Below are 13889 nucleotides of genomic sequence, written 5' to 3' on the forward strand. Positions count from 1 at the left end.
ATACATCAACAATGATTCATTTCTTTGGAAACGTAAACAGTAAGGTTTTTGCTGTTCAAACAACAAAAGAATTATCAACAGAAACCATTTCTAAATTAACATGGTTATTTGGCAACCAGCCTAAAATAGAGCAAGCATCATTGGATGCTTTTTTTGTTGGGCCAAGAGCAGCTATGATTACGCCTTGGAGTACCAATGCGGTGGAAATCACTCAAAACATGGGGATTTCAGACATCATTCGAATTGAAGAATTCGAAGCTGTTTCTGAAGATTTCAAAGGGTATGATCCTATGATTTCTGAAAAATTCAATGGATTACACCAAGAATCATTCACAATAAACATCAAACCAGAACCTATTCTGGATATTGAAGATATTGCGGCTTACAACATTCAGGAAGGCCTTTCTTTAAGCGACGAAGAAGTCGCTTACTTAGAAGGTGTTTCTGAAAAAATTGGTCGCCCATTAACCGATTCTGAAGTATTCGGTTTCTCACAAGTAAACAGTGAGCACTGTCGTCACAAAATTTTCAACGGAACATTTGTGATTGATGGTGAAGAAAAACCGACTTCATTATTTAAAATGATTCGTAAAACCTCTGAAACCAATCCAAACGATATCGTTTCAGCATATAAAGACAATGTTGCTTTTGTAAAGGGCCCTGTTGTTGAGCAATTCGCTCCTAAAACTGCTGATAAACCAGATTTTTACGAAACTAAAGATTTCGAATCTGTCATTTCCTTAAAAGCGGAAACGCATAACTTCCCAACGACAGTAGAACCTTTTAACGGTGCTGCAACCGGTTCAGGAGGTGAAATTCGTGACCGTTTAGCGGGTGGAAAAGGATCCTTACCGCTAGCCGGTACTGCGGTTTATATGACATCTTATTCTCGTTTAGAGGAAAACCGCCCTTGGGAACAAGCTATGGACGAGCGTAAGTGGTTATACCAAACACCAATGGATATCTTAATTAAAGCCTCTAACGGAGCTTCAGATTTTGGTAACAAGTTCGGACAACCATTAATCTGTGGGTCGGTATTAACTTTTGAACACGAAGAAGATGCCAGAAAATTAGGTTTCGATAAAGTAATTATGCAAGCCGGTGGTATCGGGTATGGTAAATCTGACCAAGCTTTAAAAGACACCCCCAAAACTGGAGATAAAGTAGTTATCCTTGGTGGTGAAAACTACCGTATTGGTATGGGTGGTGCTGCGGTATCAAGTGCTGATACAGGAGAATTCGAGTCAGGTATCGAATTAAACGCCGTACAACGTTCGAATCCTGAAATGCAAAAACGTGCTGCCAACGCGGTTCGTGGTATGGTTGAAAGCGATGAAAATTACATTGTTTCTATCCACGATCATGGAGCTGGTGGACACCTAAACTGTTTATCGGAATTAGTTGAAGAAACTGGTGGACACATTGATTTAGATAAATTACCTGTAGGAGACCCTACACTATCTGACAAGGAAATTATTGGTAACGAATCTCAGGAACGTATGGGATTAGTAATCGCCGAAAAACATATTGAAACATTACAAAAAATTGCCGATCGTGAGCGCTCACCAATGTACACCGTTGGAGACGTAACCGGTAATCACCGTTTCACTTTTGAGTCTAAAACCAACGGTCACAAACCAATGGATTTAGCTATGGATGATATGTTTGGTAGTTCTCCAAAAACATTCATGTACGATAAAAAAGTAGCTCGCAATTACGCCGATGTTGCTTATAACAAAGAAAACTTCTACGATTATTTAGACCAGCTATTACAACTAGAGGCTGTTGCTTCTAAAGACTGGTTAACTAATAAAGTAGACCGTTGTGTTGGTGGAAAAGTAGCAAAACAACAATGTGTTGGACCATTACAAATTCCATTAAACAACGTTGGTGTGATGGCCTTAGATTATAAAGGTAAAGAAGGTATCGCAACCTCTATCGGGCACTCCCCTGTTTCAGGATTAATCAACCCGGTGGCAGGAAGTAGAAACTCGATTACTGAAGCTTTAACCAATATTATCTGGGCACCATTAAAAGACGGATTACAAAATGTGTCTTTATCGGCAAACTGGATGTGGCCTTGTAAAAATGAAGGTGAAGATGCGCGTTTATACGAAGCTGTTGAAGCGGTTTCAGAATTCGCCATCGATTTAGGCATCAACGTGCCAACCGGAAAAGATTCCTTATCTATGAAGCAAAAATACCCTAACGAAGAGGTTATTGCTCCAGGTACGGTGATTATTTCAGCGGCTGCAAACTGTACAGATATTAATAAGGTTGTTGAGCCTGTATTCCAAAAAGGAGCTGGAGATGTGTATTACATCAACCTGTCTCAGGACAACTTTAAATTAGGAGGAAGTTCTTTTGCTCAGGTGGTTAACAAAATTGGTAACAACACACCAAATGTTCAATCTGCCGCTTACGTTAAAACGGTATTTAACACGATTCAACAACTCATTCTTGATGGACAGATTGTTGCTGGACACGATGTGGCTTCAGGTGGTTTAATCACAACCTTATTAGAATTATGTTTTGCTGATAACAATTTAGGAGCAGAGTTAGACATTACGGCTTTAGCTGAAAACGATTCATTTAAAGTATTATTTGCTGAAAATGCAGGACTTGTGATTCAATCTGCTGATGCTTCAATAGAATCTGTATTATCTGAAGCTAACATTGAGTTCTTCAACATTGGTAAAGTAACAGAATCTGATACGCTAAGCATTATCAACGGAACGGATGCGTTCACTATGACTGTTTCAGAATTAAGAGATACCTGGTACAAGACATCGTTCTTATTAGATCAAAAACAAACGGCTAATGGTTTAGCTCAAGACCGTTACGACAACTATAAAAATCAACCATTACAGTATACGTTCCCGAGTCACTTTACAGGGAAACTTCCGGTAATCGATGCAAGTAAGCCTAGACCAAAAGCAGCGATTTTACGTGAAAAAGGAAGTAACTCAGAGCGTGAAATGGCAAACGCGATGTACTTAGCCGGGTTTGATGTAAAAGACGTGCACATGACCGATTTAATTTCTGGTCGTGAAACGTTAGAAGACATTCAGTTCTTAGGTGCTGTTGGTGGATTCTCTAACTCTGACGTTTTAGGTTCTGCTAAAGGATGGGCCGGAGCTATCAAATACAACGAAAAAGCGAATGAAGTGATTAAAAACTTCTTCAAACGTGAAGATACGCTTTCAGTTGGTATTTGTAACGGTTGTCAGTTATGGATGGAATTAGAATTGATTAACCCTGAGCATGATGTTCATGGTAAAATGGTTCATAACGATTCTCACAAACACGAAAGTTCATTTACTTCAGTGAAAATTCAGGAAAATAACTCAGTAATGCTTTCTAGCTTAGCAGGAAGTACTTTAGGGGTTTGGATTTCTCATGGTGAAGGTAAATTTAACTTACCAAAATCTGAAGATCAGTACAATATTGTTGGTAAATACGGGTATGCGGAATACCCTCACAATCCAAACGGATCGGATTACAACACTGCAATGATGTGTGATGCAACAGGTCGTCACTTAGTTACGATGCCACACATTGAGCGTTCTACATTCCAATGGAACTGGGCACACTACCCAAGCAACAGACAAGACGAAGTTTCGCCTTGGGTTGAAGCTTTTGTTAACGCCAGAGAATGGGTTGAAAAACATCAATAAGAATATTACAGTTTTTCATAAAAAAAGCGGCCAAGAAACTCTCTTGGCCGCTTTTCTTTTTAAAACAATGGACATCATTTTCTAATTCTAGTGAAAGAGGAATCTCATTCCCTTTCCGTATATACTTTAAGGCATTACACTCCTTCTATATAAGCAAGTGCAATTGGAGTAAACGAATATTAGACATCCTCAAAACCAATTCAAAATATCTCATAAAAAAAAGCGGTCAAGAATACATCCTTGACCGCTTTTCATTTAATTAAAACCAATATAAATGAAGTAAACAATTTACTTAAACATTTCTTGATGATTTAATAGCAGCTTGGGCCGCAACCAATCTTGCAATCGGCACTCTAAACGGAGAACAACTCACGTAGTTCATTCCAGTATTATAGCAGAACTCTACAGAACTTGGTTCTCCACCGTGCTCACCACAGATACCTACTTTTAATTGTGATTTTACACTACGTCCTCTTTCGGTTCCCATTTGTACTAGCTGTCCTACCCCTTCTTGATCCAAGACTTCAAAAGGATCTACTTTCAAAATTCCTTTTTCAATGTAAATTGGTAAGAACTTACCAGCATCGTCACGAGAATATCCAAAGGTCATCTGGGTCAGGTCATTTGTTCCAAAGGAGAAGAAATCGGCATGCTCGGCAATTTTATCGGCCATCAAGGCTGCTCTAGGCACTTCTATCATGGTACCAATTAAATAGTCTACCTTATCATTGCGTTCTTCAAAAATTGTATCAGCCGTATTTCTGATGATGTTTTCCTGAGCAACAAACTCCTCAACGGTTCCAATTAAAGGCACCATAATTTCAGGTTGACAAGTAATGCCACGTTCCTTCAAGTTCAATGCCGCTTCAATGATGGCACGGGTTTGCATTTCGGTGATTTCTGGATAGGTATTTCCTAATCTGCAACCTCTATGTCCAAGCATTGGGTTGAACTCTTCCAATTCAGATACTTTGTTTTTAACCGCGGTTAGAGAAATGTGCATTTCTTCAGCCAATTCTTTTTGCGTCGCCAATTGGTGAGGCACGAACTCGTGTAATGGTGGATCCAATAAACGAATGGTTACAGGAAGGCCTTCCATGGCTTCAAAAATTCCCTCAAAGTCCTCTCGTTGCATCGGTAACAGTTCTTGCAATGCTTGTTTTCTACCTTTTACGGTATCCGCCAAGATCATTTCACGCATGGCCTTGATTCTGTCTACTTCAAAGAACATATGCTCTGTTCTGGTAAGTCCGATACCTTCTGCCCCAAAACCTCTCGCTATTTTAGCATCTTTTGGCGTATCGGCATTGGTACGCACTTTCATTTTGGCATACTTATCGGTAAGGCTCATCAATTCTGCAAATTCCCCGCTTAATTCTGGTTCTACAGTTTCTACTTTACCTTCTATAATATTTCCTGTTGAACCGTTTAGAGAGATCCAATCCCCTTCATGGTATTCATGTCCATCAACAGTTAAGGTTCTTGTTTTGTAATTGATTTTTAAAGCGCCTGCTCCAGAGATACAACATTTACCCATCCCACGGGCCACAACCGCTGCGTGTGAAGTCATCCCGCCGCGAGCCGTTAAAATACCTTTGGCAATGTGCATTCCTTCCAAATCTTCTGGAGAGGTTTCAATACGCACCAAAATACTGTTTTTGAACTTGGCAGCTTCATCAGCAAAGAATACTATTTTACCTGTAGCCGCTCCAGGAGACGCTGGCAAGCCTTGTGCAATCACATGGGCACTTTTTAAAGCTTTAGGATCGAATACCGGGTGAAGCAATTCGTCTAACTTGTTAGGCTCAATATAAAGTAAAGCTTCTTTTTCATCGATTAGGCCTTCTTTAAGTAAATCCATGGCAATTTTCACCATTCCGGCCCCAGTACGTTTACCGTTTCTGGTCTGCAAAATCCATAGTTTTCCTTCCTGAATGGTAAATTCCATATCCTGCATGTCTCTGTAATGCTTCTCAAGAGTTTCCTGATACCCATCGAGTTCTGCAAAAATACTAGGCATTACTTCTTCTAAAGAAGGATAATTTTCTTTTCTTTCCTCTTCCGAAATCTGTGCTAATTCTGCCCAACGTTGAGAGCCCAATAACGTAATTTGCTGTGGTGTTCTAACACCTGCCACTACATCTTCTCCTTGCGCATTTATAAGATATTCTCCATTAAACACATTTTCACCAGTACCAGCATCACGTGTAAAACATACCCCTGTGGCAGAGTCGTTACCCATATTTCCATATACCATGGCTTGTACATTCACCGCAGTTCCCCAATCGGCTGGATATCCGTGCATATTTCTATAGTAAACGGCTCTATCTCCATTCCAACTGTTGAACACCGCTATAATGGCGCCCCAAAGCTGTTCCCATGGATTGGTTGGGAAACTGTGCCCAGTTTGCTTTCTTACGGCATCTTTAAAGTCGTAAACCAAATCCTTCAGGTCTTGAACGGTAAACTCAGTATCTAGTTCAATACCACGTTTTTCCTTAAGGTTTTCCATGATTTCCTCAAACGGATCGATATCTTCTTTAGATACCGGTTTCATGCCTAGAACCACTCCTCCATACATTTGTATAAAACGACGGTAGGAATCCCATGCAAACTGTTCGTTATTAGTCTTTTTAGCTAAGCCTAATACAACTTCGTCATTCAACCCAAGGTTTAATACCGTATCCATCATCCCTGGCATAGACACTCTAGCACCAGAACGCACAGACACCAACAAAGGGTTTTCCTTGTCACCGAAGCCACTTCCCATTAAAGATTCAATATTAGCAATAGAAGCTTCTACCTCCTCCTTAATCATATCAACAACAGTATCCTTACCCAGTAAATTATACTCCGTACAAACTTCTGTGGTGATTGTAAAGCCTGGTGGCACCGGAATACCAATAGCGCTCATCTCGGCTAAATTGGCACCTTTACCTCCCAGAAGGTTTCTCATTGTACTATTGCCATCTGCCGATTTATTTCCGAACCGGTAGACTCTAGTTTTTGTTGCTTCCATTATTTCCATAATATTAATCTTTAAGAAAATTTAACACTTCTTTGTGAGTATAAAAGTACTCATTACCAGCAGCTCAATAAATGATTTATATCATACAATTGGAGATATTTATTACTTATATATAGCTAAAACCAAGATAAAAGAACCTGAAAACCAATAAGAAGAAACGCCCATAGGCTAAAATCAATTTGTTGTTTTTTTCTTATTCTGCCCTTACAAAACCTCAAACTTTGTATTTCTGCTTTTCTTGACTTAATTTAATAGTGTAAAATCTCGCTAGCTCCTGAGACATCTTTTAGGGTATGGAACCTTTAGAAAACATCAAACATTGGATTTCGGAACATCCTAGCTTATCTAGTTTTCTGAAATTTTTCCTTTGGATCACGATTATCTTCCTGCTTATCAATTGGGCACGCCGCTTTCTGAAGAAGAACCTTCCTGATAATTCCGTAAAGTACAAATCGCAAAAAGGAATTGAGATTATAGGCTATCTCCTTATAGGCATTATCACGATTTCCTATTTTACCGGCAGCATCAAAGACTTTGGCCTGGCTATTGGACTCCTTACGGCAGGAATTACCATCACCCTTCAAGAGCTTATCTTAAGTATTGCCGGCTCTTTCTACATTTTTTTTGTGCGCGTTTACAAACCGGGAGACCGTATTGAAATAAACGACATCAAGGGAGATGTAATCGACATAGACAGTATTTACACCACTATGATGGAAATTGGCGAATGGGTCTCCAGCGATAACTATAGCGGACGGATTGTTAAATTGAGTAATGCCTTTGTTTTTAAAGGCCCCGTGTACAACTATTCTAGAGATTTCCCTTTTGTGTGGGATGAATTCAACCTGCCAATCAAATATGGATCCGATATAGATTTGGCCAAACAATTAGTCATTGCCGTGGCACAAGACCTACTCTCGGAATATGTCTCAGCCTCCAAATCCAATTGGAAGCAGGTGGTTGACAAATATTATATTGAGGATGCCCAGGTGGATCCCACCTTAGCCATTACCTTAACCGACAATTGGGTTCAGTTTAACCTACGATATATTGTGGACTACAAAAAGAGACGTTCCACAAAACATATTCTTAATAATGAAATCAACAAGCGAATACAAGAAACACAAGGCAAAGTCCTTTTGGCATCCACCACCCTTGAAATTGTAAACATTCCAACGGTGAATATTTCTGACACATCCAATAAACAATAGCTAATTTCCTTTAGCAGAAAAGGAATAGACCACTACTAAATGTATACACTTTCCTAACCCAAAATTTCTTAACTTTATAACTCATTGTAAAACAAGAGATCTTCTCTTGTATTTGGACTCCTTTTGATTAACCATCATAAAAACGGATCACACATATGGATACCGAAATACTCGCTAGAATCCAATTTGCATTTACCATTGCGTTCCATTATATCTATCCTCCCCTCAGTATTGGTTTAGGCTTGTTACTAGTAATTTTTGAAAGTCTTTATGTGAAGACCAAACGTCCAGAATACCATATTTTGGCAAAGTTTTGGACCAAGATTTTTGCCCTTACCTTTGGAATTGGGGTGGTTACTGGCATTGTAATGGAATTTGAATTTGGCACCAATTGGGCCGTCTATTCCAGATATGTTGGAGATGTGTTTGGTAGCGCTTTGGCTGCCGAAGGGATTTTCGCCTTTGCCTTGGAAAGTGGTTTTTTGGGAGTCCTCCTATTTGGCTGGAACCGCGTAAAGCCTTGGGTGCATTTGGTTGCTACCATCGGCGTATTTTTTGGTTCCATGTTTTCGGCCGTTTGGATTGTTGTGGCCAATAGTTGGCAACAAACGCCCGCAGGATATCACATTGTTGGAGAAGGTTTGCAGGCCCGCGCCGAAATCACCGATTTCTGGGCCATGGTATTCAACCCCTCTAGTGTGGATCGCTTAACCCACGTATGGTTGGGTGCCTTTTTGGCTGGTGCCTTTTTGGTACTAAGTGTACATGCCTATTACTTAATAAGAAGGCGTTATGTAGACATTTCCCGAAAAGCCTTTAGAATTGCCTTAGTGGTTGCCACTGTATTTTCATTGGGACAATTGTTTACAGGGCATAATTCGGCGGAAGGGGTTGCACACAACCAACCTGCAAAATTGGCCGCTTTGGAAGGACATTTTGAAGCCTCGGCCCCTGCCGATATGTACATATTTGGATGGGTAGACAAAGAAGCTCAAAAAGTAAGCGGTCTAAAAGTTCCCGGTGGTCTTTCTTTTTTATTGGATTACGATTTTAATACCCCCGTAAAGGGATTGAATGCCTTTCCTGAAGATGAGCGTCCCTCCCAAGTGAATGCCGTATTTCAGTTTTATCATATTATGGTAGCCATTGGTATGACGCTTATTGCCTTGACGCTTTATGCCTGTTTTTTATGGTGGAAAGGCAAATTGTTTAGACGACGCTGGTTGCTTTGGGTATTTGTGTTTGCAGTATTTCTGCCGCAAATAGCCAATCAAGTAGGGTGGTTTGCTGCCGAAATGGGGAGGCAACCTTGGGTAGTTTATGGATTGCTCCGCACTTCCGATGCCTTCTCCCAATCGGTTACGGATAATCAAATTCTCTTTTCCTTGATTCTATTTTTATTGGTATACACCCTCTTGTTTATCCTGTTCCTTTACCTACTGAACAAAAAGATCAAACATGGTCCATATGACGAATCGGAAACCGATGACCGTCCGCTGACCAAAGAAATTTCACAAGCAATAACCGGTTAAATCACTAATGATATGGACACATTTTTAGGCATAGATTATCCCACTTGGTGGTTTTTGGTTGTAGGAGGCTTGTTTTCTGGGTATGCTATTTTGGACGGTTTCGATTTTGGTGCGGGGGCTTGGCATCTCTTCTTCAAAAAAGAATTGGACCGAAGGGTGGCCCTTAACGCTGTTGGCCCTGTTTGGGATGGCAACGAGGTTTGGTTGGTCATTGGCGGTGGTGCCCTTTTTGCTGGCTTCCCTTTAATGTACGCCACCTTTTTCTCATCACTTTACATTCCATTTATGCTCTTTTTGGTGTTCATCATTTTTAGGGCTATTGCCATTGAATTTAGAGGAAAAGAACATATGAAATGGTGGAAAACCCTTTGGGATACCTGTTATAGTATTTCCAGTATTATGCTGGCCTTTTTATTGGGAGTGGTTTTGGGCAATGTTCTTCAAGGCATTCAAATAGGAGAAGATTATCTTTATCAAGGAGATGGCCTTTTGGAATTTCTGAATCCCTATGCCATCATGACCGGACTTACAACCTTGTCATTGTTTATGGCACATGGAGCCATTTATCTATTATTAAAAACGGAAGGCAAGATGTTTGAGCAGCTCACAAAACTCCTCAAAAAAGGGATGATATTTTTTATGGTCTGTTTTGGCATTACCACTTTATACACCCTAATTTACATACCTCATCTTTCTGATGATTTTAAAAGTAATCCCAGTTTGTTCGTGGTACCTTTAATGGTATTTTTAAGCATTGCCAATCTACCTAGGTTAGCCTCAAAAAAGCGATATAAACTAGCCTTCTTTTTTTCGTCGTTGACCATTGCACTGTCTTTGGTTTTGGTGGCCATTGAATTATATCCTAATTTGTTGATGTCCTCCATAGACGACAAATACCATATCGATATTTACAATGCGGCATCCTCTACCAAATCCATGCAAATTATGCTCACCATTGTAGCCATTGGAACTCCTTTGGTGTTGGGATATACCTTATTTGTCTATAGAACATTTAGAGGGAAAGTGACCTTGGATGAGACCAGTTATTAATTAATTCCCAGTCCTTAAGATGCCTGTTTTATAGCTTTAATGCGTTTATATGATAAATGCACAACTGTTAAATTATTCAGAAAATGAAGAATGATTGGTACCATGATGTTTTCGGTAACCAAAAGTGCTTTACCAAATACCAATCCCAAAACTAAAGTTCCCAATACCCCCTTCCATCCTTGATACCAATGTCCTATTGAAAATAAAATAGCTGTAACGATAACCAATAAATCTCCTCCCAAACCTAAGGTTTTATTGATTGCAAAAAATAAAAATTGTCTACAAATCAGTTCTTCAAATACAACTCCAACAACAATAAAACCAAAGAACAACCATAATTCCTTAATGCTCGAGGGCAACTTTTCAATTGGAGCTCCCATTAGCTCCTTAACATTTACCATATCTTTTGGAACCGAATTATTCCATGGGAGAAAAGAAATTATAAATGGCACAGTAAATACAGAAATCATACTTATAAATATAGATTTATCAATCAATATTCCTTTGCCTATAGCTTCAAAATCCAAATTTTGTAATAGAAGAGGCTGTAGTAGCAGTAACATAAGAACAAAGCAAATTTGCCCAATGCTCTCCCTTGTATAATACCAAGACATATTATCTGGGGTTTTCCTTGCAGTTTTAACTCCCCTAAAAGCAGCCCTTATAGGTAAACCAACCAAAAGTAATAATAGCAACCAATTCAAAAACATTTCCACAATGCCTAATCTATTTCTCAAAATCGTTTATACTTCCGAAATATAGAAACCTTCCTTAAGTTTTAACAACAAAATGGTAGCTCCCCATAAAAAAATGATATAACGTGTAACTCCGTTAACAAAAACATTGCCTTCCTCGTCACTCCTGAACTTAGGCTTGCTCATTATTTCTACTAAACAATTCTTAAGGAATCAGCCAAGATGTTGAGATTTTTATTAAGTTTGAAAATAAATAGCTTAATTATTGTAAAATTCAAAAATAAAGCAGCGCCAAAGGTTCAATTTGAAAATCTGCATTTATTTTTTATTTTGCGACACTTCAATTTTCTTAAACATTAAATGACAGAAATAACACGACTTTTTGATTTTCCATATTACCAATTGGAACAATACAATCTCGAGGATGCCCTCATTACCAAATATGACGGTGCATGGGAGGCCACGTCTACTAAGGATTATTTAGATAAGGCAAATGCGATAAGTAGGGCACTACTTCGCTTGGGAGTGCAAAAAAATGACAAGATTGCGGTTATTTCCTCCAATAATAGAACCGAATGGAATATTATGGATATTGGAGTGCTCCAAGTGGGAGCGCAAAACATCCCCATATATCCTACCATTTCCCCTGAAGATTATGAATATGTATTGAACCATAGTGAAGCCATCTATTGCTTTGTATCGGATGAAGAGGTTTTGGACAAGGTCAATACTATAAAGCACAATACCAAGGTAAAAAAAGTCTACTCTTTCAACCGAATTAAGGGCTGTAAACACTATTCTGAGTTATTGAAATTAGGTGAGGACGATAGTAACCAAGCTGAAGTTGAGGAACGAAAAAAGGCGGTCCAACCTAATGACTTGGCAACCATAATCTATACTTCTGGAACTACAGGAAGACCTAAAGGCGTCATGCTTTCGCACCATAATATTGTGAGCAATGCACTGGACTCCATTCCTCGTTTGCCAATATCCGGTAAAGGGACCAGAGTGCTCAGCTTTTTACCTATTTGCCACATTTTTGAGCGTGTCTTGATATACATCTACCAATATATGGGAGCCAGCATCTATTATGCAGAAAGCATTGAAAAGATGAGCGACAATATGAAGGAAGTAAAACCTCATTTAATGAGTGTAGTGCCCAGACTTCTGGAAAAAGTGTATGATAAAATCTATGCCAAGGGGCAAGAATTGTCAGGTATCAAGCAAAAGCTCTTTTATTGGGCTATTGAACTGGGAGAAGAATGGGAGCCTTACGAAAAAAATGGTGCTTGGTACGAATTTAAGCTAGGCATTGCCCGGAAACTTATTTTCAGTAAATGGAAAGAAGCCTTGGGAGGTGAACTTGATACCATGGTATCCGGTAGTGCGCCTTTGCAACCAAGATTGGCACGTATATTTTGTGCAGCGGGCTTGCAGGTTATGGAAGGGTATGGTCTTACTGAAACTTCTCCTGTTATTGCCGTTGGAAAATACGAAGGCCATATGTTTAAAATTGGCACCGTAGGTAAACCAATTGAAAATGTAGAGGTAAAAATTGCTGAAGACGGAGAGATTCTTGTCAAAGGTCCCAATGTTATGATGGGTTACTATAAAGATCCCGAAAAAACGGCCTCTGTAATGACCGGTGACTATTTCCATACGGGAGATAAAGGTGAAATTGATGCAGAAGGCTTCCTAAAAATTACTGGACGTAAAAAAGAAATGTTCAAGACCTCAGGAGGAAAATATGTAATTCCAACCCTTTTAGAAAACGAATTGAAACAATCACGCTTCATAGAACAAGTAATGGTGGTTGGTGAAGGTGAAAAAATGCCAGCGGCTCTAATTCAGTTGAATTTTGATTTTGTGAAAGAATGGGCCAGACGCAAGCACAAATCCATAGGAACCACCAATGCCGAAATATGCAGCAACCAAGAGGTTATTGATCGCATTCAAAAAGTGGTTGACCAAAGCAACCAGCAATTTGGAAAATGGGAACAAATTAAACGTTTTGAACTCACTCCTGATGTTTGGTCCATTGGTGGTGGACAACTCACCCCTACCCTTAAAATGAAACGGGACGTTATCAAGGGCATTTACCAAGACTTATACGATAAAATTTATAATTAATTTCTTACAAAAAAAACACCTTACCACAAGGTGTTTTTTTTTGTTAATTTTTTCATTTATTATGCATGCATAATAAATAATTATTATATTTGAGAGAACGAAACACTATTCATGAAAGACAAAACCATAGACTATGTCCTGAGAACCACTTGGTTGGCAGTAAACAAAATGTATAATGATGAAGCTGCAAAATTTGAGACAACTATGGCCACAGGTTTTACCCTATTAAGTATAGACCCAGAAAAGGGAACACCATCTACCTCATTGGGCCCAAAAATGGGTATGGAGGCCACTAGTTTGTCACGCATTTTAAAAACCATGGAAACTCGTGGACTCATAGAACGAAAACCTAACCCCGACGATGGTCGTGGGGTATTGATTCACCTTACCCCCTTCGGGAAAGAAAAAAGAGAACTGTCCAAAGATCGTGTACTCACCTTCAATGAGGCGGTAAAAAAACATGTCTCTCCAGAAAAAATGGCCAATTTTTATGAAGTGGCCGAAACGATCAACGACTTAATTTCCAATAAAAAAATATTTAACCAAAACGAAAGATCATAATTTAA

The 13889-nt window shown here is 39.2% G+C and carries 9 protein-coding genes; 6 read left to right on the forward strand and 3 right to left on the reverse strand.

Going from position 1 to position 13889, the window contains the following annotated elements:
* Positions 1-11 precede the first annotated feature (11 nt).
* Positions 12-3677, forward strand: a complete 3666-nt coding sequence (gene purL, locus ZA05_RS03700; protein WP_053990332.1) for a phosphoribosylformylglycinamidine synthase — start codon at positions 12-14, stop codon at positions 3675-3677.
* A 292-nt stretch (positions 3678-3969) separates the two neighbouring features.
* Here the strand turns inward: purL and ppdK are convergent, their stop codons facing one another.
* A complete protein-coding gene (gene ppdK / locus ZA05_RS03705) occupies positions 3970-6705 on the reverse strand; it encodes a pyruvate, phosphate dikinase (RefSeq protein ID WP_053990333.1) in 2736 nt (911 codons plus the stop codon).
* A gap of 293 nt (positions 6706-6998) precedes the next feature.
* On the opposite strand from ppdK, the gene ZA05_RS03710 reads away from it, so the two are divergent.
* The 3 genes from ZA05_RS03710 (at position 6999) to cydB (ending at position 10498) form a co-directional block, all read left to right on the forward strand.
* Positions 6999-7916: a mechanosensitive ion channel family protein gene (locus tag ZA05_RS03710; protein WP_053990334.1), complete on the forward strand. Its 918-nt coding sequence runs from the start codon at positions 6999-7001 to the stop codon at positions 7914-7916.
* Positions 7917-8071: 155 nt separating this feature from the next.
* A complete protein-coding gene (locus ZA05_RS03715) occupies positions 8072-9448 on the forward strand; it encodes a cytochrome ubiquinol oxidase subunit I (protein ID WP_053990335.1) in 1377 nt (458 codons plus the stop codon).
* A gap of 12 nt (positions 9449-9460) precedes the next feature.
* On the forward strand, positions 9461-10498 hold the full coding sequence (cydB, locus tag ZA05_RS03720) for a cytochrome d ubiquinol oxidase subunit II (protein WP_053978310.1): 1038 nt from the start codon (positions 9461-9463) through the stop codon (positions 10496-10498).
* Positions 10499-10512: 14 nt separating this feature from the next.
* Here cydB and ZA05_RS03725 read toward each other — a convergent pair whose 3' ends face one another.
* Together ZA05_RS03725 and ZA05_RS18155 are read right to left on the reverse strand one after the other, a co-directional pair.
* Positions 10513-11025 (reverse strand): CPBP family intramembrane glutamic endopeptidase, encoded by a 513-nt coding sequence (locus ZA05_RS03725; protein ID WP_197276042.1) that lies wholly within the window; start codon positions 11023-11025, stop codon positions 10513-10515.
* A gap of 216 nt (positions 11026-11241) precedes the next feature.
* Positions 11242-11379: a hypothetical protein gene (locus ZA05_RS18155; RefSeq protein ID WP_157514498.1), complete on the reverse strand. Its 138-nt coding sequence runs from the start codon at positions 11377-11379 to the stop codon at positions 11242-11244.
* A gap of 174 nt (positions 11380-11553) precedes the next feature.
* Here ZA05_RS18155 and ZA05_RS03730 point away from each other — a divergent pair, with 174 nt between their 5' ends.
* Entirely contained in the window at positions 11554-13323 is a 1770-nt protein-coding gene (locus tag ZA05_RS03730; protein ID WP_053990337.1) for a long-chain fatty acid--CoA ligase, read from the forward strand.
* A gap of 111 nt (positions 13324-13434) precedes the next feature.
* Positions 13435-13884, forward strand: coding sequence for a MarR family winged helix-turn-helix transcriptional regulator (locus tag ZA05_RS03735; RefSeq protein ID WP_053990338.1), 450 nt, complete (start codon positions 13435-13437; stop codon positions 13882-13884).
* The last annotated feature ends 5 nt before the right edge of the window (positions 13885-13889 follow it).

The organism is Mangrovimonas sp. TPBH4 (genome assembly GCF_001280505.1).
Taxonomy (GTDB): Bacteria; Bacteroidota; Bacteroidia; order Flavobacteriales; family Flavobacteriaceae; genus Mangrovimonas_A.